Source organism: Calditrichota bacterium (assembly GCA_014359355.1).
GTDB lineage: Bacteria > Zhuqueibacterota > Zhuqueibacteria > JANLFK01 > Oleimicrobiaceae > Oleimicrobium.
In genome coordinates this window covers 1-21,392 of record JACIZP010000218.1, presented here as the reverse complement: position 1 = coordinate 21,392, position 21,392 = coordinate 1, and the positions used below count along the sequence as shown (strand labels likewise).

21 protein-coding genes are annotated in these 21,392 nt (G+C 61.5%); 20 read left to right on the top strand and 1 reads right to left on the bottom strand.

From position 1 onward, the window contains the following. The first annotated feature begins 30 nt into the window (after positions 1-30). From H5U38_09785 to H5U38_09690, 20 genes are all read left to right on the top strand, one after another. Positions 31-1,359: an SLBB domain-containing protein gene (locus H5U38_09785; protein MBC7187312.1), complete on the top strand. Its 1,329-nt coding sequence runs from the start codon at positions 31-33 to the stop codon at positions 1,357-1,359. A gap of 36 nt (positions 1,360-1,395) precedes the next feature. Then, the gene (locus H5U38_09780) at positions 1,396-2,232 is read left to right on the top strand and encodes a deoxyribonuclease IV (protein MBC7187311.1); all 837 of its coding nucleotides are present in this window, start codon (positions 1,396-1,398) and stop codon (positions 2,230-2,232) included. Positions 2,233-2,296: 64 nt separating this feature from the next. After that, the gene (locus H5U38_09775) at positions 2,297-3,508 is read left to right on the top strand and encodes an IscS subfamily cysteine desulfurase (GenBank protein ID MBC7187310.1); all 1,212 of its coding nucleotides are present in this window, start codon (positions 2,297-2,299) and stop codon (positions 3,506-3,508) included. A 30-nt stretch (positions 3,509-3,538) separates the two neighbouring features. Continuing rightward, positions 3,539-3,940 (top strand): Fe-S cluster assembly scaffold protein NifU, encoded by a 402-nt coding sequence (nifU, locus tag H5U38_09770; GenBank protein MBC7187309.1) that lies wholly within the window; start codon positions 3,539-3,541, stop codon positions 3,938-3,940. A 13-nt stretch (positions 3,941-3,953) separates the two neighbouring features. Further along, complete coding sequence (locus H5U38_09765; protein MBC7187308.1) at positions 3,954-4,157, top strand: hypothetical protein; 204 nt, start codon at positions 3,954-3,956, stop codon at positions 4,155-4,157. A gap of 203 nt (positions 4,158-4,360) precedes the next feature. Further along, entirely contained in the window at positions 4,361-4,837 is a 477-nt protein-coding gene (locus H5U38_09760) for a phosphate-starvation-inducible PsiE family protein (GenBank protein ID MBC7187307.1), read from the top strand. A gap of 119 nt (positions 4,838-4,956) precedes the next feature. Then, the gene (locus H5U38_09755; protein MBC7187306.1) at positions 4,957-5,823 is read left to right on the top strand and encodes a YitT family protein; all 867 of its coding nucleotides are present in this window, start codon (positions 4,957-4,959) and stop codon (positions 5,821-5,823) included. A 24-nt stretch (positions 5,824-5,847) separates the two neighbouring features. Continuing rightward, complete coding sequence (locus H5U38_09750; GenBank protein ID MBC7187305.1) at positions 5,848-6,444, top strand: methyltransferase domain-containing protein; 597 nt, start codon at positions 5,848-5,850, stop codon at positions 6,442-6,444. A gap of 151 nt (positions 6,445-6,595) precedes the next feature. Further along, positions 6,596-7,006 (top strand): hypothetical protein, encoded by a 411-nt coding sequence (locus H5U38_09745; GenBank protein MBC7187304.1) that lies wholly within the window; start codon positions 6,596-6,598, stop codon positions 7,004-7,006. Between the two features lie 7 nt (positions 7,007-7,013). Next, complete coding sequence (locus H5U38_09740) at positions 7,014-7,865, top strand: hypothetical protein (GenBank protein MBC7187303.1); 852 nt, start codon at positions 7,014-7,016, stop codon at positions 7,863-7,865. A gap of 58 nt (positions 7,866-7,923) precedes the next feature. Then, positions 7,924-9,246, top strand: a complete 1,323-nt coding sequence (locus H5U38_09735) for an amidohydrolase (GenBank protein ID MBC7187302.1) — start codon at positions 7,924-7,926, stop codon at positions 9,244-9,246. A gap of 239 nt (positions 9,247-9,485) precedes the next feature. Further along, the gene (locus H5U38_09730; GenBank protein ID MBC7187301.1) at positions 9,486-10,772 is read left to right on the top strand and encodes a Glu/Leu/Phe/Val dehydrogenase; all 1,287 of its coding nucleotides are present in this window, start codon (positions 9,486-9,488) and stop codon (positions 10,770-10,772) included. A gap of 262 nt (positions 10,773-11,034) precedes the next feature. Beyond that, positions 11,035-13,851, top strand: coding sequence for a PEP/pyruvate-binding domain-containing protein (locus H5U38_09725; GenBank protein MBC7187300.1), 2,817 nt, complete (start codon positions 11,035-11,037; stop codon positions 13,849-13,851). Positions 13,852-13,991: 140 nt separating this feature from the next. Then, positions 13,992-15,002, top strand: a complete 1,011-nt coding sequence (locus H5U38_09720; protein MBC7187299.1) for a carboxypeptidase-like regulatory domain-containing protein — start codon at positions 13,992-13,994, stop codon at positions 15,000-15,002. A gap of 44 nt (positions 15,003-15,046) precedes the next feature. Continuing rightward, the gene (locus H5U38_09715) at positions 15,047-16,153 is read left to right on the top strand and encodes a carboxypeptidase-like regulatory domain-containing protein (protein MBC7187298.1); all 1,107 of its coding nucleotides are present in this window, start codon (positions 15,047-15,049) and stop codon (positions 16,151-16,153) included. A gap of 173 nt (positions 16,154-16,326) precedes the next feature. Next, on the top strand, positions 16,327-16,761 hold the full coding sequence (locus H5U38_09710; protein MBC7187297.1) for an HIT family protein: 435 nt from the start codon (positions 16,327-16,329) through the stop codon (positions 16,759-16,761). Between the two features lie 20 nt (positions 16,762-16,781). Further along, positions 16,782-17,744, top strand: coding sequence for a hypothetical protein (locus H5U38_09705; GenBank protein ID MBC7187296.1), 963 nt, complete (start codon positions 16,782-16,784; stop codon positions 17,742-17,744). A gap of 45 nt (positions 17,745-17,789) precedes the next feature. Next, the gene (locus H5U38_09700) at positions 17,790-18,740 is read left to right on the top strand and encodes an endonuclease/exonuclease/phosphatase family protein (GenBank protein MBC7187295.1); all 951 of its coding nucleotides are present in this window, start codon (positions 17,790-17,792) and stop codon (positions 18,738-18,740) included. A gap of 26 nt (positions 18,741-18,766) precedes the next feature. Beyond that, entirely contained in the window at positions 18,767-20,179 is a 1,413-nt protein-coding gene (locus H5U38_09695) for a beta-lactamase family protein (protein MBC7187294.1), read from the top strand. A 20-nt stretch (positions 20,180-20,199) separates the two neighbouring features. After that, on the top strand, positions 20,200-20,943 hold the full coding sequence (locus H5U38_09690; GenBank protein ID MBC7187293.1) for a class I SAM-dependent methyltransferase: 744 nt from the start codon (positions 20,200-20,202) through the stop codon (positions 20,941-20,943). A gap of 77 nt (positions 20,944-21,020) precedes the next feature. Here the strand turns inward: H5U38_09690 and mscL are convergent. After that, on the bottom strand, positions 21,021-21,392 hold a 372-nt coding region (gene mscL, locus H5U38_09685; GenBank protein ID MBC7187292.1), incomplete at its 5' end, for a large conductance mechanosensitive channel protein MscL.

Sequence of the window (21,392 nt, the reverse complement as noted above, 5' to 3'; positions counted from 1 at the left end):
CGGCTCTGTGGCCGGGGCGACGCCATGACAATGAGCCAGTCTCTGGTTGAACAGGTGCGTATGGCCGGCGTGGTGGGGGCCGGCGGAGCAGGATTTCCCACGCACATTAAGCTGGCCGCGCGGTGCGAGGTGGTCATCGCCAACGGCGCCGAGTGCGAGCCGTTGTTGCAGTGCGACCAGCAGATCATGACGGTCTTTGCCGACCGCGTGCTGCGCGGTCTTGCTCTGGCTATGACAGCCACTGGCGCGAGCCAAGGAGTGGTGGCTGTCAAGGCCAAGTACAGCAAGGCCATTGCCGCCGTTGAACAGGCCCTTGCGAAAATCCCCCAGAGCATACGTCTCCACACGCTCCAAGACCACTACCCAGCCGGCGACGAACAGGTGTTAGTCTATGAAGTGCTGGGGCGCGTCGTGCCTGCCGGGAAACTCCCAATCCACGTGGGAGCAGTGGTGCAGAACGTCCACACTCTGATGCACGTGGCTGATGCCGCGCAGGGTCAGCCAGTGGTGGACCGCTTTGTGACTGTGGTCGGTGAAGTGCGCCGTCCCCAGACGCTGCGACTCCCCATCGGCACGCCGGTGTCCGTAGCCGTCGAGCTCTGCGGCGGCCCCACTTGTGACAGCCCTGTGATCGTGCGCGGTGGTCCGATGATGGGCACGATCGCGGAACCGGACGACGTCGTGGACAAGACCACCACGGGGCTCTACGTCCTGCCCCCCGATCACCCGGTGGTGCTCAGCAAACAGACGCCGCTTGCCCACTCATTGGCCAGGGCGAAGTCGGTCTGTGAGCAGTGTTCGTTCTGTACCCAGTATTGCCCACGCTACTTGCTTGGCCATGAGCTTTTTCCCCACAAGATAATGCAAGGAGTTGGGTATGCCTCGGACGTCGCAGCCGACGTGGTCACCGGGGCATTTTTGTGTTGCGAGTGTGGTCTGTGTGGCACTCTGTTCGCATGCCCGATGGGGCTTTCCCCCGACCGCTACAATGCTCACCTGAAGGCACAAATGCGCGCGCGGGGCGTCAAGCTGCCGTCTGCTCCTTGTTCGCCGGAGCCGCGTGCCGATCGCTCCGCAAGAAAGGTGCCCGTGGACACACTGGTGCGCCGTCTGGGGTTGGAGCGTTACCGGCGTCCGGCCCCGTTGCAGGAGGAATTGGCGGCCGTGCCGCGCGTGGCACTGGCGCTTAGTCAGGGCGCAAAGGCTCCGGCCAGGCCAGTGGTCAGGGTGGGGCAGAAGGTGCGCAGGGGGGAGCTGGTGGCAGAGATGAACCCTGCGGGCGTTTCTGCGCATGTGCACGCCAGCATCAGCGGCACGGTGACCAGCGTCACTGCGCAGCACATCACTATCGAGGCTTAGGCAGTCGTGAACACGCCAACGAGCCAACGACGACCGATCCTCGGGGCCCATGTCTCCATTGCGGGAGGGTTGCACAAGGCCCCGGCGCGAGGTGTGGCCATCGGGTGTGACGCCATCCAGATCTTCACCAAGAACCAGGTGCAGTGGAAGGCGCCGCCTCTGAGCGAGGAGGAGATCGCTGCCTTCCGCACCGAGTTCCAGCACTCTGGATTGGCGTGTGTGGTCACCCACGACTCCTATCTCATCAACTTGGCCAGTCCAGACCAGACGGTGCGAGCGCGCTCCTTGGAGAGCCTGGTCGGAGAACTCTTGCGCGCGGAACAGATTGGTGCCCCCTACTTGGTGATGCACCCAGGCGCACACATGGGCGACGGGGAGGAGAAGGGGCTTCGGCTCATCGCTGAGGGGGTGAGTACCGCCCTGGAGAGGAGTGGCACGCAGCAGGTAATGGTGCTCTACGAGACAACGGCAGGTCAAGGGTCGGTTCTCGGCTACAACTTCGAGCAACTGGCTGCCCTGTTGGACATGACCATGCCGCGGTCGCGGGTCGGGGTGTGCCTGGATACGTGTCATGTGTTTGCCGCCGGTTACGAACTCCGTTCCCCCGATGGTTTGGCAGAAACCCTGGCGGCGTTTGACCGACTCATCGGTCTTGCGCATTTACGGGTGATTCACCTGAACGACTCAAAGCGGGAATTGGGAAGCCGCATCGACAGGCATGAGCACATCGGCAAGGGGGAGATTGGCTTGGAAGGTTTCCGGCTGCTCCTGACGGAGGAAAGGCTCCAGCACATCCCCATGCTCTTGGAGACGCCGGGAGAAGAGAAAGACTTTGCAGCGAACTTGCGAACCCTTCGCGACCTCCTCGCCTGATAGAGTGAGGATGCCGATGGCAGGGGTTCGTCATGTAAGAGACCAACAGAGAGGCGAAGGAGCTATGAAGCCTATCTATATGGATCACCATGCGACCACGCCGCTGCTCCCAGAGGTTCTGGAGGCAATGCTGCCCTATCTGACGGACGAGTTCGGTAATCCATCCAGTACGACCCATGTCTACGGTACCGTGGCTCGCACTGCCGTGGAGAAGGCACGCGAGCAGGTGGCGGCCTTGGTTGGGGCGGCCTCAGCCGAGGAGATTATCTTCACCAGTGGGGCCACCGAGTCGGATAATCTGGCCCTGAAGGGAGTGGCGCAACAGCTTAAGGACAAAGGGCGACGGATCATCACCATCGCCACTGAGCACAAGGCCGTGTTGGATACGGCCAAGAAGCTGCAGAAGGAGGGCTTTGAAATCGTTTTTGCGCCCATCGACGAATTCGGGGTAGTGGACCTCAATGGCCTTCGCGAGCTCATGGACGACTCGACTATCCTGGTGAGCATTCAGTACGCAAACAGCGAAATCGGCACCCTGCAGCCCATCGCTGCCATAGGCGAGCTTGCCAAGGAGCGAGGTATCCTCTTCCACTCCGACGCGGTGCAGGCTCTGGCGCGGGTACCCGTGGACGTGCAGAAGGAACACATCGACCTCTTGTCCATCTCCGGACATAAGATCTACGGGCCGAAAGGCGTGGGTGCGCTCTACATCCGCAAAGGGGTGAAGTTGGTGGCCCAAATGGACGGTGGCGGTCACGAACGCGGCTACCGCTCAGGGACGCTCAACGTGCCGGGCATCGTGGGCTTGGGCAAGGCCGCCGAGATCGGCAAACGCGACCTGAAGGAGGAAGCGGCGCGACTGACCCAGCTGCGGGAGCGATTGCGGCAGGGAATCGAGTCCTCGATCGACTATGTGAAGCTGAACGGGCATCCCACGCAGCGGCTCCCCAACAATCTCAACTACAGCTTTGCCTTCGTGGAGGGTGAGTCCTTGATACTTTCCTTGAAGGAGTTTGCCCTCTCTACGGGCTCGGCGTGCACCTCGGCGTCGTTACAGTCGTCCTATGTGCTGCGGGCCATCGGGGTCCCCGAGTCGTTGGCCCATTGTTCGTTGCGCTTCGGCCTCGGGCGAAGCAACACCATAGAGCACGTCGACCTGCTCGTGGAGCGACTGAAGACGAGCGTGGCCAAACTTAGGGAGATGAGTCCACTCTACGAAATGGCCAAGGAGGGCGTGGACATTGACGCCATCAGCTGGGGACCACATCGGCACTGATGCCCCGTCTCTGGCAAGGAGAGATGCGACATGACAGACATCACGAGCGAGTATACCGAAAAGGTAATGGATCATTACGAGCATCCGCGCAATGTGGGCGTGGTGGAAAACGCCAACGGGGTGGGAGTTGTGGGCAATCCCGCCTGCGGCGATGTGATGAAACTCACGATCCGCGTGGAGAACAACCGTATTGTGGATGCCAAGTTCAAGACCTTTGGCTGTGGGGCGGCTATCGCCACCAGCTCCATGGTTACCGAGATGGTCAAGGGCAAGACCTTGGAAGAAGCTTTGGCGATCACGAACAAGACAGTGGCAGAGGCACTGGGTGGCCTGCCGAAGGTGAAGATGCACTGCTCGGTCCTGGCAGAGGACGCCTTGAAAGCAGCCATCGACGATTACCGGAAGCGCGTTGCGGCAGGCGAAAAGGTCTAAGCCGGAGGTATGCATGGAAGAGCTGAAGCTGTACATGGTGTACTACCTTGGGGATTCCCCATGTTGGAATTTGCGCGTGGCCCGCAGCGAGGAGGAGGCCATCATGCAGTGCTTCAACACCTCCCGGAAACCCAAACCGCCTGGCGCAGCCGAGTGCAGCTGCCGCGCTGAGGAAGTCAGGATCGCAGGGTACAAAATTCGGGTGGAGAAGGCCTGAGGCGTTGCAGCTCTTGTTTCCCAATTCTGATCTGTGAAGAAGGTCTCACCCGAGGCGGTGTGACCTTTTTCGTTGTGTGTTCTGTCGGCGGCTTTTCCCACGAAAAAACAGTTGCGATTTGAGCGCGGATTTGGTATCTTGTCCCGGCCGCGGGAAAGGGAGCTCAGAGAGTGGGCGACAGAGCACGCGAGGAGAGGTAGCTCATGACAAGGGTCATCGCCGTTTTCGAGCGGTGGGTAACCATCGCTGTCGTGGTCATGATGATGGTGGCCATTGCCGCTGCCACAGTCGAGCTGGCGGTCATCCTGGTGAGGGAGCTCATCAAGCCACCTTTGCTGCTCCTGGACATCAAGGAGATGCTGGAAGTCTTTGGCTTCTTCCTCATGATCTTGATAGGGCTTGAGCTCTTGGCCACCGTCCGGGCCTACCTCCGGCAGGCGCGACTCTGCGTGGAGGTGGTTTTTTTGGTGGCAATGATTGCCCTGGCGCGCAAGGTTATCATTCTGGACTACAAGGAGGTGCCCCCACTGGTGCTGGTGGGGATCGCTGCAATTCTTGTCGCCCTTTCCTGGGGATACACGATGCTCAGACGTGTGCACGCGCGCCGACTCCCGGAGAGCGAAGAGACCGCTGGCCCCTGCGGCCCCCCTCCCGTTGAAGACAAAGATTCATGTCGATGAACTGCGAGGAATAAACTCCTGTGAGCAAGCGAGAACCTGCTCTTCCCCGGCTGCAAGTGCTCCGCCTGCGGCTGCGCCCCGTGCGTGACTACCTGTTCATAACGCTCGGTTCTTTCGTGATGGCGCTGGGCATCGGCGTCTTTCTGGTGGACGCCCATGTGGTGCCTGGTGGCGTGAGCGGCCTTTCCATGACCATACACTACCTCTCCGGTGGCGCGATTCCCGTCGGGGCGCTGATGTGGCTGCTGAATGTGCCCCTTTACGTGTGGGGAGTCCGCCAGCTGGGACCCCAGTTCGGCGTACGAACTTTCTACGGTTTCTCCACCAATGCGCTTTTCGTTGACCTGGTGCGCGGCGAGATCCCTGGTTTGCGCCACATCCGCCTTCAGGACACGGCCGCGATTCGCAACTTGATGGAACACGACTTTCTGTTTCTGGTCCTGTGTGGGGGCGTGCTCCTCGGCATCGGGCTCGGGGTCATTTTCAAGTTCAAGGGCAGCACTGCCGGTTCGGATATTGTGGCGGCCATTTTGCAGAAGAAACACGGGATCAAGCCGGGACAGGCGATCATGGCGATCGACTTTGCCGTCATCAGCCTGGCTGGGGCCGTCATCCACTGGCGCGGCCTGGCGGTAGCAAAACCAGCCCTGGTGCTCACTCTCTACGCTTTCTTTCTCCTCTTTGTCTCCAGCCGCATCATCGATGTCATTCTCGATGGGATGGACTATGCTCGGTCTGCGTTCATTGTTTCGGCGAAGAGCGACCAGGTGGCCGAAGCCATCATGAACGGTCTCAGCCGCGGCGCGACCGCCTTGAAGGGGCGCGGGCTGTACACGGGACAAGACCGCGAGGTTCTCTACACCGTGGTCAACCGCAAGGAGATCAACCAGCTCATTGAGATGGTGAAAGAGATCGACCCCAACTGCTTCATGATCATCAACAACGTCCATGAAGTGCTGGGCGAAGGGTTCAAACGCCGCGTTTAGGGCTCTGCCGGGCAGGAGGGGCGAGTGGACTTTTTCTCACTTCTCGCGCCAGTGTACGACCGGCTGATCCCGGTCGCTGACCTTGACGCCCTGCGAGCGCATCTGCGCCTGCCCTGTGCCGGGCTGCTGCTGGACGTGGGAGGGGGAACTGGGAGGATCTCGCACCGGTTCGCCTCCCTCGTCAGCGGCACGGTGGTGGTTGATCGCTCGCTGGCCATGGTGCGCAGGGCGCGCCGAGCGCAGCGGGTCTGGGCCGTGGTTGCCGATGCTGCGCGTCTACCTTTTCGGCCCACGACGTTTGCGCGCGTTCTGGTGGTGGACGCGCTCCATCATTTTGCCGACCAGGAGCTGGCAATCGCCGAGCTTGCTGCCGTGCTCTGCCGAGGGGGACGTCTGGTGGTCGAGGAGCCGGACATCGAGCGGCTGGCGGTCAAGTGCCTGGCGGTGGGAGAGAAACTCTTGGGGATGCGCAGCCGCTTTCTTTCGGCCGAGAAGCTCGCCTTCTTGCTGGCATCCCAGGGGCTGGAGGTCAGCGTGGTGCGGGGACAGAGCTTTGGCATTTGGGTGAATGGCGACAGACTGGACGCTCCTGGCCAAAGTGCCCGACCAGGCTTGGTTTGATCGCCGAGACGTGGGCACTCGTCCTTCGGGACCCCCCGTGGGGGCCGGCGTAGGTGATGTATTGCTCCCGGCAGGCGACCAGAGCCAGCCCATGGCCACAAGGCGCACGAACAGGGGCCGCTTTTCCGCAGCAAAGGAGGAGTTGGGCTGCATGTTCTTCTGCCGTGAGCCGGGGCGGGTGTTCACGGTGCTTGGCCCGAATGGCGCCGGCGAGGCGACTGCAACCCGCATGGTTCCTACGCTCATGTGCCCATCTTCCGGCCGCATCAGCGCTGTGGGCACAGACGCGGCGCGCCATCCTCGGGAAGTGCGCCCCAGGACAGGCTGCCTGAGCAGCACGAGCCGACTCTGCGACCGCCCCTCGCCCGACGAGTTGGTGGCGCATTGCGCTGCGCCCCAAGAGGTGGACCGCGTGCAATGGAAAGCGCCGAGGAGCTTTCCGACCTTCTGGGCGCTCCGAAGTCACTACCAGGCAGGCCATATGACTGACATCCATAAGCTTTCCGCGGTGGCGTTCAAGGCAAACCTCAGGGTCTTGGTGCGTGTAGCCACGGAACAGTGAGGCACGAATGCGCATCGAGTTTCTCGGCACCGGAGGTGCCACCACCATCCCACGTCCTCTGTGCTCGTGTCGGGTATGCGACCAGGCGCGCGAGCGCGGCGTACCCTATTCCCGTTCTGGGCCAAGTCTCTTCATCCACGGTCCGGACATCCTCATCGACACGCCCGAGGAGAGCGCTTGGCAGCTCGGGCGCTCTGCGGTGCGACATGTCAACGGCTGCCTCTACTCCCACTGGCACCCGGATCACACAGCAGGGTGCCGGGTCTTCGAGATGAACATGGACTGGCTCCACTGGCCGCAAGCGCCGCGCTGCTGCGACGTTTACCTCCCGCCGCGCGTGGCCACTGACTTCCGGCGTGAACTTGGCCTGTGGAGCCACTTCAGTTACCTGCGGGAGAAGGGGGTGGTGCGTCTGGTGGAGCTGGCCGATGGGGAGGAGCTCGCCATCAACGGCGCGCGCATAAGGCCCCTCCCGCTTGCGGTGGGTTTTGCGTATGCGTTTCTCGTGGAAGAAGGCCGAGTTCGCCTGCTGGTGGTGGCTGACGAGCATATCGGTTGGCAGCCGGGTCCGGAGGTGACCGGCGTGGACCTTGCGGTGTTGCCGATGGGGATACCCGAGTTCCATCCGCTCACCGGCGCTCGGCTGGTGCCGGCTGACCACCCTTTTCTGCAGTCCGAGGCCACCTTCGCTCAGACCTTGGACCTGGTGCGCAGTTTGTCAGCCAAGAGGGTCATCTTGACGCACATCGAGGAGTCGTTCGACCTTTCCTACGACGACCTGCGCCTGCTGGAGGCAAGGTTGCAGGCAGAAGGTCTGCCGGTCAGCTTTGCCTTCGACACGCAGATTGTCATTGTCTGATCTCAGAGGAGCAACTGAGGAGATTGCGCGTATGGCTGTTGCTGGTGAGGCTCACCTCATGTGCTGTGCAATCTCCGTGCTGGGTCTATTGCTGGCCTATGCGGGTGGCGTAGAAGGCCGCCAGCGCGGAGCGAAGCTGAGCAGACTCAGCAGCGAGATAGACCGTTTGGCCGCGGAGGTGGAGGAGCAGGTGATTGCCTGGCGACGCGATTTTCATCGCCACCCTGAGCTGTCGAACCGGGAGTTTCGGACGGCCGGGGTCGTGGCCGCAGAACTGCAGCGGCTGGGACTGGAGGTGCGCACCGGGGTGGCGCACACGGGGGTCGTTGCCCTGCTGCGCGGCGCCAAGGACACCCCGGTGGTGGCGTTGCGCGCGGACATGGATGCCCTGCCCGTGACCGAGGAACTGGATCTCCCTTTCGCCTCGCGTGTGCGCACCACCTTTCGCGGCCAGGAAGTAGGGGTGATGCACGCCTGCGGCCACGATGCGCACATGGCAATGCTCTTAGGCACCGCCGCGGTGCTCTCCCGCGTGCGCGCCGACCTTCCCGGCACGGTGAAGTTCATCTTCCAGCCGGCTGAGGAGGGAGCCCCTGAGGGCGAACAAGGCGGCGCAGCGCTGATGATCGCCGAAGGAGTGTTGGAAAACCCCGCCCCCTCGGCCATTTTCGGCCTGCATGTGTTTCCCTTTCCCGCTGGCACGATTGCCTATTGCCCTGGCCCGGCAATGGCAGCGGTGGATGAGCTGCGCATCACCGTGAAGGGGCGACAGACGCACGGTGCTGCTCCCTGGCGCGGCGTGGACCCGGTGGTGGTGAGCGCGCAGATCATCCTGGGTTTGCAGACCATCGTCAGCCGCCAGATCAACCTCACCGAGGCGCCAGCCGTCGTGACCATCGGCAGCGTTCACGGTGGGGTGCGGAACAACATCATCCCCGAGCAGGTGGAGCTATGGGGCACGATCCGCAGCTTCGGGGAGCAGACGCGAGAAGATCTGCATCGCCGCATCACGCGCACGGCCACCTCCATTGCCGAAGCAGGGGGTGCCAGTGCGCAGGTTCAGATCAGCAGGGGCTACCCCGTGCTGGTTAATGACCAGAATCTGACCGAGCGCATGTTGCCGGTGCTGCACCAGGTGTCAGCAGGCGGCAAAGCGCTCCAGGTACCGCCAAAGACCACCGCAGAGGATTTCGCCTACTACGCGCAGAAAATCCCGGCGCTGTTTTTCAACCTTGGTATTGCTCCCCGCGACGCCAACCCGGACACCGTAGCCGAAAACCACTCACCTCGCTTCTTTGTGGACGAGAGCGCGTTGGTGGTCGGCGTGCGCGCATTGTCACATTTGGCAGCGAGCTTTCTGGAAATGGAGGCAAGCAAGTGAGCCTGCAGATGGCTTTCCTGCCAAGTGGGGCGCCGAGAGGGAGCCTCGCAGCCGCGGCCAGCTGTCGGCCAACAGCGGAGCGTCATTCGGCTGCTGTCCTGGGTGCAAAAAGGGGTTGTTTAACTCTTTCTTATTGCGTATATTTGGCCCCCGTGCGCCACGACGGGCAATCGGGCAAACGCGTTGCGGGCGGCGTTCGAGAAGCAAGTTGGACGGCGAGAACCTAACAAGGAGTACTTATGAAGGCAAAGGGCTATAACCCCTTCGAAACGGCGCAGGCGCAGTTCGACAAGGTTGCGGAGATGCTCCAACTGGACCAGGGAACCAAGGAATTGCTGCGCAACACGCAGCGAGAGTACCATTTCAGCATTCCGGTCAGGATGGATTCTGGCGAGGTCAAGGTCTTCCGTGGTTTTCGCGTCGTGCACAATGACGCCCGTGGCCCGGCCAAGGGTGGCGTGCGCTTCCATCCCCACGAGACTATCGACACCGTGCGTGCGTTGGCCATGTGGATGACCTGGAAGTGCGCGGTGGTGGATATCCCTTTGGGTGGTGGCAAGGGCGGAGTCGTGTGTGACCCGCACCACCTCAGCATGCGGGAGCAGGAGCTGTTGTGCCGCGGTTGGGTCAGACAGGTGGGCTGGGACATTGGGCCGGTGCGCGATGTGCCCGCGCCGGATGTCTACACCAACCCCCAGCACATGGTGTGGATGATGGACGAATACGAGACCATGCACGCCGGCAAGTACCCTGGGGTAATCACCGGTAAGCCGGTGGGCATTGGCGGCTCCTTGGGAAGAACCGAGGCAACCGGCTATGGCGTGGTCTACACCGTGCGCGAGGCTCTTAAGGAGCTGGGCATCGACATCAAGGGGACGACAGCCAGTTGCCAGGGGTTCGGCAACGTCGCCCAGTACGCCATTGACCTGTTCCAAAAGCTCGGTGGCAAGGTCATTGCCGCCTCATATTGGGATGAGGCCGACAAGGCCGCTTACACTTTCAGGCGGGAATCCGGCTTGGACATGCAGGAGCTCTGGCCGATTACGAACAGGTTCGGGGCCATTGACAAAGCCAAGGCGCAAGAACTCGGCTATGAAATCCTCCCGGGCGACGCCTGGATCGAGCAGGACGTCGACATTCTTATCCCGGCTGCCCTTGAGAACCAGATCAACGAGGCGACTGTCGGCAAAATCAGCAAGCGCGTCAAACTCATCGCCGAAGGGGCGAACGGGCCGACGACGCTTGAGGCCGACAAGGTTATCCAGGAACGGGGCATTTTCCTCATTCCGGACTTTTTGGCAAACGCCGGCGGCGTCACTTGTAGCTACTTCGAGCAGGTGCAGTGCAACACCAACTTCTTCTGGACAAAGGAGGAGGTGTTGCAGCGGCTCGACGAGAAGATGACCACCGCGTTCCACGCCGTGTATGAGCTCGCTAAGCGGCGCAATCTGTACATGCGCGATGCCGCCTACGTCATCTCCATTGACCGCGTGGCGCAGGCCACGAGGATGCGCGGCTGGGTGTAGGCACGGCCTTGCCTGTCGACGCTTTCAGCCGCTCGCAAGGAGTCGATGAGTTCCACCGGCGGCGTGCGTTGACCTGTTCGCACCCCGAGAGACTGTAGCTGGTGCACGTTGGCACAAAGGCGTCCATACAGGACGCCTTTGTGTTTGGTGAGTGCAATTTTCATGGTTGCGCTTGCGGGCAAGATGTGTTATATTTCTCCTGTGCAGCAAACTGTAGCGTCCGCCCTTGTGGTGGCGGGCTCACTCTCGTGAGGGGTCGGCCATGGCAGACCATGACAAACACATCGAGAACCTGATTCGCGAACTCAAGGAGCGCGAAAAGGAGCTCAACTGCGTCTATCGGGTGGAGCAGGCGTTGGACGATACGTCGAAGGACCTCGAGGAGACTCTGCGCGAGGTTGTCAAGGTCATCCCGACCGGGTGGCAGTATCCTGAGCTCTGCCAAGCGAAGATAGAGTACGAGGGGCGGGTCTTTCAGACGGAGGGATACGTTGACAGCCCCATTGCGCAGAGCGTTGACTTGGTGGTGCAGGACAAGAACGTGGGCCGCGTGGTGGTCTCTTACGCCAGCGAAGTGCCAAAAGGCAGATATGGCTATTTTCTCCCCGAAGAGGAGAAGTTGTTGCGCACAATCGCCGACCGCCTCGCGCATGCGATTCTGTACCTGGAGCTGAAACGCCTCTACTGCAAATGGGATAGGATTGGAGACAGCGCCGCGGGTCGCGAGAGCGAAAGGTGGCGGGCCATCGTGGAAACGCTACGCAAGACGGACCGCAAGCTGTACATCTACCTGGCGCGCAAGATGCTCCGTCAGCTGTGCCGTGCAGGCAATGAACCCGCGGTCAGACTCCTCCACGAGTTCGGCTACACCGAGCCCCTCGCCGACCAACTGCAGGCGGAGGACCCCAACCGTCCCAGCCAGAAGCAGTCGATGGATCGCATTCTTGCGCTCAGCGACAGCGTTTTTCAGATCGCTGCCGAGCACTTGAGCGGCGAGCAGATCGTGCTGGCTATCGAGCGGTGGATCCGGGAGGACAAGGCGATGTTTTTCGTGCGCGTCATCGACAATCCCAGCTCCACCCTCAGCGAGGTCATCAATGCCATCTCACGCTATCGGCTCAGTTCCAGCGCCGATGTGGAGCTTTCCCCTGCCAACGAAAAGGGGGTTCTGGTCTCTCTGATCCGCCGCCTGTTCTACGAGCAGTTGGAGTTCATCAATGTTGCCAAGCAGTATGTGACGCTCAGCGACATCTTCGCGCTCACCGACCGCATTGTCTACCACGAAGAGAGCCATGGCCATCTGGGGGGCAAGAGCGCAGGGCTCTTCTTGGCCGAGCGCGTCATTCGCCGCCTTGAGGACAGGTATCCGCTCCTGCGAGACGTGCGCACGCCCAAGACCTGGTACATCACCTCGGACAGCCTCACGCACTTTCTCAACTACAACGGCCTGGAAGATGTCCATGAGCAGAAGTACAAGGATCTTGAGGAGATCCGATTCGAGTACCCCAATCTGATTCAGATCTTCAAGCATTCCCACTTCCCGCCGCGCATCGTCAATGGGTTGAGCGCAGTGCTGGAGGATCTTGGTGAGCGGCCCATCGTGGTGCGCAGTTCCAGTCTGCTGGAGGATCGCGCCGGTGCAGTGTTTTCGGGCAAGTACAAGAGTCTCTTCTTAGCCAATCAGGGCAGCAAGCAGGCGCGCCTCGAGGCGCTGATGGATGCGATTGCGGAAGTGTATGCTTCCACTTTTGCCCCGGACCCCATCGAATACCGCATCGAGCATGGCCTGCTGGATTTCTACGAAGAGATGGGGATCATGATTCAGGAGGTGGTGGGCAACAGGGTGGGCGACTACTTCTTGCCCACGTTTGCCGGGGTGGCGTTCAGTCAGAACGAATTCTGCTGGTCCCCGCGTATTCGGCGCGAAGATGGGGTCATCAGAATGGTGCCGGGACTTGGCACAAGGGCGGTGGACCGCATCGCCGACGACTACCCGACCCTGATCGCCCCAGGGCAACCGCAACTGCGCGTCAACACCACGCCTGATGAGATCGTTCGCTATTCCACCAAGCGGGTTGATCTCATCAACCTGCGCACCAATACCTTCCAGACCGTGGACTTTCGCGAGTTGGTGCGGCGCCACGGTGGGGAGATCCCCGGGCTGGAGTGGCTCATTTCCCTGTACGATGGGCAGATGTTGCACCATCCGACTTCGCTGTACAACGTCGACCTGGGCACCGCTGACATTGTAGTGACCTTTGAGGGGCTCTTGCGCACCGACTTTGTTGCGCAGATCAGGACGATGTTAGCAGTGCTGCGGGAGGCCTTCGGCATGCCGGTGGACATTGAATTCGCCCATGACGGGCGCGACCTCTATCTGTTGCAGTGTCGGCCGCAAAGCCGGTCCCGCGGTGCAGCTCCTTCGGCGATCCCGCGAGACATTCCCAAGGAGCGATTGCTCTTCACGGCTAACCGCTACGTCTCCGATGGAACAGTGCCGGCCATCTCGCACATCGTGTATGTGGACCCCAATGCCTATGACGCGCTCGCTGACCACGGGCAGCTCCTGCAGGTAGGACGGGTGGTCGGTTTGCTGAACAAGCGCCTCCCCAAGCGACGTTTCATCCTCATGGGACCAGGGCGGTGGGGCAGCAGGGGTGACATTAAGTTGGGTGTGAGCGTCACCTACTCGGATATCAACTGCGCAGCCATGCTCATCGAGATTGCCCGACGAAAGGGCAACTATGTGCCTGAGCTCTCCTTTGGCACCCACTTTTTCCAGGACCTGGTGGAGTCGTCCATTCGCTACCTGCCTCTCTATCCGGACGACGATGGCGTAGTGTTTAACGAGGAGTTCTTTCTCCACGCCGAGAACCAGCTGCCTGTCCTCCTTCCGGAGTACGCGTGGCTGGCCCAGGTGGTGCGCGTGATCGACGTGGCGCAGGCCAGTGGTGGTAAGCTGCTGCAGGTGCTCATGAATGCCGAGGAGGACTGCGCCGTAGGCCTTCTGGTCGAGGCGCAAGAGAAGACGCCGCCGGCCGGGGCCTCGTCGCGTGCACCAGCGCGAGCTCTGCCATAGGCTCGTTTCCGCGGTCGTCCATGGGGCGGAAAGAAAGAAGCGTTTGGCCCTACGGGCTCACATTTCGTTTGCTGGGCCCGCTCTTGGGCTGGCTCCTCGCTGGTCTCTGGTGCTCCGTCGCGGCAGTCGGGCAGGGAGGGGTGCCGGAGGGCAAGTGTACCGTGTATGGTCGGGTGGTCGATGCCCAGTCTGGCCAGCCGCTCATGCTCGTCAACGTTTTTTTGGCCAACACCATGATTGGCACCACCACGGACCGGGAGGGCTTCTATCGAATCAGCACTGTTCCCATAGGCAGTCACGAGCTGGTGGTGTCGATGATGGGGTACAAGGTGCAGACGGTGCCGCTGCGGTTTGCCGCACCAAGCACGATGGAGCTCAACTTTCGCCTCGAGCCACGCGTGCTGCAGTTGCCCGCGGTGGAAGTAGAGGCGCCGCGCGCCAAGGACTGGGAGCGCAACCTCAACATCTTCATCCGCGAATTTCTTGGCCAGACAGCCAATGCGCAGCGCTGCCGCATCATCAACCCAGAGTACCTGGATTTTGCGCAAAATAGAGAGTCTGGCGTGTTGACGGCCACGGCGAGCGAGGCCTTGGAGATTGTGAACGAAGCCCTCGGTTACCGGATCACGACGGTGCTCCTCCGCTTCACCTTTGGCCATGGCAGGTGTGAGTACGTGGTCAAGCCGATGTTCGAAGAGCTGCAGCCGCGCAGCCAGGAAGAGCGCAAAGAGTGGGCAAAGAGGCGGCTGGAGGCCTATCGCGGCTCTTTTCGGCATTTCTATCAGGCCCTGGTGAGGCTGCGGCTCAGCGAGGAGGGCTTTGCCGCCGGAGCGGTGCGCTCGCCATCTGAGAAGGCGTACTTTGTCTACCTTGGCAAAGAGGCCTTGCAGAAGCTCTTCTCCCCAGGTGATTTTCCGGGGGAGACCAAGCTGCACTTTGGCAAATATCTTCAGGTCGTCTACTACAAAGAGTCGGACGAGTTTTCTTTCTCTCCGGCGCAAACCTCCTGTTTGGAGGCTCTCACCGATACGGTGATCGTCTACGAGCCGGGGTACACGGGTGAAGAGGGTGTGTTGGTGCGCTACGGGCGCTGGGCGCGGGACCGCATGGCCGAAGCGCTCCCTTTCGACTACCTGCCGGAGGAAAAGTGAGCGGGTTGTCTCGCACGACGGACTCTCGGCGAAGATGCAGGCTGATGCCACGTCGCCACCCCCTGTGCTCGTGGCTGCCAGCCCTGGGGGCAGGTGTGCTGGTGGTGTTCGTGCCATTGCTGGTCTTCGGCGGGCAACCTCCGAGCCACGCTGGTCGCTTTGTCGTTTCAGGCAAAGTCAAAGATGCTTCCACTGGCCAGCCGCTCCCTTTGGTGAACGTCTTCATAGCCCAGAGCACCATTGGGGCCGCCAGCGATAGCACTGGCTCCTTCCACATCCGGGGGATACCTGAGGGCCAGTTCGAGCTTGTTGCCTCGCGCATCGGGTACCGGGCAGAATCCGTCTTGTTGCGCATGCCTCAGGACGACGGTCGGGTTGTGGACTTTGACCTGGAGCCGACGGTTGTCGAGGTGCCGGCCATAGAGGTGCGCGCCGAAGATTTGGGCCAGTGGCGCGAAGACCTGGAGCGTTTTTGCCACGCCTTCTTGGGAACAAGCGCCAATGCGCGGCAGAGCAAGATCCTCAACCCAGAGGTGCTGGGATTCACCAGAGATCAGCAGGGCAAGGTGCTACAGGCCTCAGCCAGCGCTCCTTTGGAGATCATCAACCGTGGGTTGGGTTACCGAATTCATGCCGTGCTCATCTCATTCTCCGTGCGTGGTGACGCCTCCCACTATCAGACAAAGGCACAGTTCACCCAGCTGGAACCAGCTGACCCCGAGGAGGAGCGGGCCTGGGAGCAGAATCGTCTGCGCGCCTACCGCGGTTCTTTTCGCCATTTCCTCAACGCACTCGTCAATGGCACCACCAAGGAGGAAGGTTTCTCGGTGTGGCGCACGCCAAAACTCTACAGTTATCGGCAGAGCAGCTATGACAGCAGGTCGAAGCAGATGCAGCTCTTTTCGCCGGCAGAGGACCCGTTCACGTTGAGACTGCACTTTCCTGGATTTCTCAAGGTCGTCTACATCTTAGAGCCGGACGAGTTCACCCAGGGGAGCTACCAAGTGTCGCTCATCAAGTTGGCGCGCGACACTGTGCTGGTGAACCTGGCGGGGTATGCGCCGGAACCCGCTGACTTGGTGCGCTATGGGCGTTGGTCGCACGATAGGCTGGCTGAGCAGTTGCCTTTCGACTACGTGCCGCCACGGTGAGAAAGGTCAAAGGGCGCGGTTACTTCTGGCGCAGCGGGGTTGGCTTTCTTGCGTGCCGGATTGGCGGCGGCCCATGGCGGCTGAGCCTCGGCACGAGCGAGGAGCCCCTGTTTGTGCCTGGGCTGCGAAAGGTGTGGATTCAGGAATAAGTTACGGCATGGAAAGGTACAGAGATGGCGGAATGCGTGTTTTGTGAGATTGTGGCTGGCAGCAGACCGGCCAGCGTGGTGCATCGGGACGAGCAGTGCTGGGCGTTCATGGACATCCGGCCGGTGAACCCGGGGCACGTGCTGGTCGTTCCGGTCGAACACGCCTCGGGCCTGTCCGACCTCGATCCGGAAATCGGTGCGCAGATGTTTCGCGTGGCGCAGAAGGTGGCGCGCGCCCTGCGCGTCAGTGGCTTGCGGTGCGAGGGAGTCAATCTGCACCTGGCCGATGGGCAGGCTGCGGGTCAAGAGGTCTTTCACGTGCATCTGCACGTCCTTCCCAGGTACCGGGGGGATGGGTTTGGCTTGCGCTTCGGTCCGGACTATGGCCGGCTGGCGGCACGCACGGAGTTGGATGCCATCGCCAACTCGCTGCAAGCCGCCCTCCTGTCCGGTCGATAGCAGAAGGCGAAGGGTGCGCCATGGATTTTGCCCCAGCCGTGTACGAGCATGCCGCGCGGCTCATCGGTAGAACCCCCTGGGAGACCTCCCGCAGCGGCGAGTTGATGTTTCAGGCCCATGCCGCTGCCTTCCGCCTCTATAGGCACAAGCCGGTAGTGGTGGGAATTGACGTCTACAACCTGGAGCCGGAAGCCTACGGCGCAGTGGTCGGGCAACCGGATGGGCAAGGAGTGCCCGCAGTCACCAGCCATCCGTGCAATGCAGTGGGAGAAATCCTCGACTTGCCTGCGCTGGACCCTTCACGCGCCGGCCGCATCCCCATGGTGCTGGAGGTTGGCCAACGCTTGCGCCAGGCGCTGCCCGAGGCCACCGTGAACATCCCGGTCAGCGGGCCCTTTTCCTTAGCCAGCAACCTGGCGGGCTTTGAAACGCTGCTTTGCGAACTCCTCAACGATCCAGAAGTGGTGAAGCAGGCGCTCCTGCATCTGGTGGAGGGACAGCGTGCGTTTTGCGCGGCTGCGCAGGCGTGCGGCCTTGGGGTAACCATCTTCGAGTCGGCAGCCACGCCGCCGCTCCTTTCGCCGCGCCTGTTTGAGGAGGTGGAGTTTCCTGCGCTTGCCCTCCTGGTCAAGGCCGCGTCGGAGCTCCTCGGTCGGCCAGCAGCGTGCATTGTGGGCGGGGACACCGCCCCGGTGGCTGACATGCTCTTCCGCACTGGTGCAGGCTACGTCATCTGTCCCTCGGAGACCGAGCAACAGGCTTTCATGAACGTCGCCCAATCCTACCCGGACGTGACCGTGCGGATCAACATGGACCCTTGGGTCCTGGTGCACGGAGATGAGGCGGCGATCTTCCGGGAAGCTGACCGCGTCGCGCAACTGGCCATACAGCATCCGCGGGCGTGCATTGGCACGGGGGTGCTTCCCTACGAGGCGGAGCCGACAAAGGTGCTCCGTCTGCAGGAGTACGTTGCCTCGCTGTGAGTGCCGAGGCAGAGGCAGGCACACAGACCAAAGGAGCGTGCCCTTATGCTGCCCCGTGGTTCTCAAGTTCGCGGACTGACGCTGCCGGGAGCCCTCGCCATCGCCCTTACGTTGAGCTGCGTTGGGTGTGGCCTGTTGGGCCTTGGGCGAGACCTGGAAGGGCTGGAGCTGGGCTTGATGACGTTCAACATTCGCCATGGTACCGCCGACGATGGGCCTAACAGTTGGCCGCAGCGGCGCCATTTGGTTGTGCAGCTACTGCAGCAGAATGGCGCCGATGTGGTCGGGCTGCAGGAGGCGTTGCATTTCCAACTCCAGGAGATCTGCCAGGCTCTGCCGCACTACGCGTGTGTGGGCGTTGGCCGCGACGATGGGGCGGAAGCGGGCGAATTTGCAGCGCTCCTCTACAGGAAGGACCGCCTCGCGGTGGAAGAAAGCGGAACCTTCTGGTTTTCTGACACGCCGGAAGTGCCTGGCTCCATGAGCTGGGGCAACCAGATTCCGCGCATCTGTACCTGGGCGCGCCTGCGCCACCGGAGAACATGCATGGCCTTCTCAGTCTTCAACGTCCACCTCGACCATGTGTCGCAGCGATCGCGCGAGCGGAGTGTGCAGCTTCTCGCGGAGAGAATCAGCATGCATAGCCCCACCGCACCGGTGTTCGTGTTGGGCGACCTCAATGCCGGCCCGCACAATCCGGTAGTGGCATTCCTAAAGGGCAGCGCGAAGCTTGCGACTGACGAAGGGGGCCAAGTGAGCAACCCGTTTCCTTTGGTCGATACCTATCGTGCCATCCACGCCGACACTTCGGCCATTGGCACCTATCACGCCTTTACCGGCGACCGCAGCGGTGCGAAGATCGACTACATCTTTGCAGCCCCGGGTGTCAATGTCAAGGATGCGCACATCGATCACACCAGCGCCCACGGCCGGTACCCCTCGGACCATTTCCCTGTGACAGCGCGAGTGGTGGTCCCCCTCGCACGCGAGCGATGAAAACTTGGGAACCAAGGAGGCCAAGCATGAAGAGACTCATCCTCCTCGCACTGCTCTGTGCCGCAACCGCCTTCCCGCAGACAGCAAAGAAGGGGAGCGTTGATGCCAAGCTCAGTCTGCTGGAGAAATGGGTTGAGGAACTCATCGAGTACTACCACCTGCCCGGCGTGGCGGTGGGAATTGTGCACGACCAGGAGTTGATGTACGCCAAGGGTTTCGGCTACGCGGATCTCAGCACGAAGACGCCGGTTACACCGCGCACGCTGTTCCGCGTTGCCTCCATCACCAAGTTGTTCACCGCCACGGCAATCATGCAACTCCGCGACGCAGGGAAACTCGCCTTAGATGACCCGGTGCACAAGTATCTGCCGTGGTTCACCGTTCAGGGCCAGCAGCCAGGATGGCCACCTGTGACCATCCGCCAGCTCTTGACCCACACTTCGGGGCTTCCTCGCGAGGCCGCGTTCCCATATTGGACCGACCACGTCTTTCCGACAAGGGAGCAGCTCATTGCTGCCTTGCCCAGCCAGGAGATGGTCTACCAGCCGGACACGCGCTGGAAGTATTCGAATCTGGGTATGGCGCTACTCGGTGAGGTGGTTGCAGCGGCAAGCGGGACCAGCTACGCTCAGTACGTGGAGGAACACATCCTGCGCCCGTTGGGGATGGCCGCCACGCGCGTGGAGGTGACGACCACCACCCCGGGTTTGGCCACCGGCTACCTGCGCTACATCGAAGGACGCCAACGGGAGGTGGCCCCATTCACCGACTCCCGCGGGCTCACGGCGGCGGCAAACATTGCCACCAACATCGAGGACATGGCTCGTTTCTGTTCCTTGCAGTTCCGGTACGATGACCTGTCGCCCTCTGCAGTGGTCAAAGGGAGCACGCTCCGGGAAATGCACCGTGTGCACTGGCTGCGCCCCGATTGGCAGAGCGGCTATGGGCTCGGTTTCAGCGTGCGGCGTGCTGGCTCGAGGACGCTGGTCGGCCACGGCGGCTGGGTGGCAGGATTCCGCTCGCAGGTACTTTTCTCCCCGGAAGAAAGGTTGGCGGCGATTGTCTTCATCAACGCCGAAGACTTTAACCCTGGCGCTATTGCGACCAAGGCGCTCGAACTCGTGGCACCTGCCCTTGCGGCCGAGGAAGCTCCGGCCCAACCAGCTTTCGACTCCACTTGGGTGCGTTTTGTGGGCAGTTACCAGGACCCCACCCACTGGCGCACCGATGTTCTCATTCTCGACGGGCGGCTCTACCTGTATGGGTTCAGCTATCCGCCGGAAGACGATCCTGCAGAGGCTTTGGTGGAACTCGAACCAGTGGGGAAGGGCAGATTCAGGCGCAGCAGTGACGGAGAGACGGTGGTGTTCGAGGTCGACCGCACTGGCGCGGTGACGCGCATCAAGGTGGCAGAAAACTATCTCTACCCGGTGAGATAGCAGCGGGCAAAGGGGCACGAATGGCGGAAAAGCACTTTCAGGAGCAGCAGGCGTTCGCCAGGTCCTATCTTGTCCCCTACTTTCGCCAGCACCTCCCTGGTTTCTCCGACATGCGGGTCTTGGAAGTCGGTTGTGCCGAGGCAGGGCTCCTCGATGTGCTCCACGAGCAGGGGATAGAGGCAGTGGGGCTGGAACTTTCGCCGACGCGCGTAGCCATTGCCCAGCGCAAGAATCCGGACCTCCCCGTGTACGTAGGCGACATCACCGATCCACGCTGCGGCCAGGTGGTGGGCACCGGTTTCGACCTGGTGGTGATGCGGGACGTGATCGAACACGTCGCCGAGCGAGCAAGAGCAATGGAGAATATCCGTGCGCTGCTCAAGGTCGGGGGGTACCTCTTTGTCTCCTTTCCCCCAAAATACTCCGCCTTTGCCGGCCACCAGCAAGTGGGGCGCTCTGTGCTCCGTTTCTGCCCTTTTGTTCATTTGCTGCCCGCGCCGGTGGTCCACGGTCTAGGGACACTCGTGCATGAGGCAGACTATCAGGTCAACAACATCCTGACAAATCGCCGGCAGGGGCTGACCATAGCTCACTTCGAGCGGCTGTGCGGGACATGCGGTTTCCGGCTGGTGAGGAGAGATCTTTTCCTGGTGCGCCCTATCTACCGCACCCGTTTCGGCCTGCGGCCCGTCAGGCTGCCCAACATCCCGGTCGTGCGGGAAGTCCTGGCGATGGGGTACGAAGCCATATGGCAAGTCGGGTGATGTGCCTTGGTGAGTTTGAGAGCGCCGCATAGTGCCGAGGCCTGGGCGCCACACGCTCTGAGATCTGCCACGGCTCCTCACTTGAGCACGATGCCACAGTGCGCACAACGCGTTGCCTTGAGGGGAATCACCGACAGGCATTCCGGGCACTCCTTGGTTGTCGGTGCCGCTGGAGGCGCCTCTTCTTTTGCCCGCAAGGCGTTCACCCCTTTCACCACCAGGAAGAGCGCAAACCCGATTATCAAGAAGTTGATCAAGGTGGTAATGAAAAGGCCGTAGTTGAAGGTGACTGCCCCGGCCTGTTTTGCCGCCGCAAGGCTGGCATAAGGCTTGGCAGTGGTCCCTTGGCGAAGGACAATGTACAGGTTGGTAAAGTCCACTTTGCCGAGGAGTAGACCGATGGGTGGCATGAGAATATCCTCGACAAAGGACTTGACGATGGAGCCAAA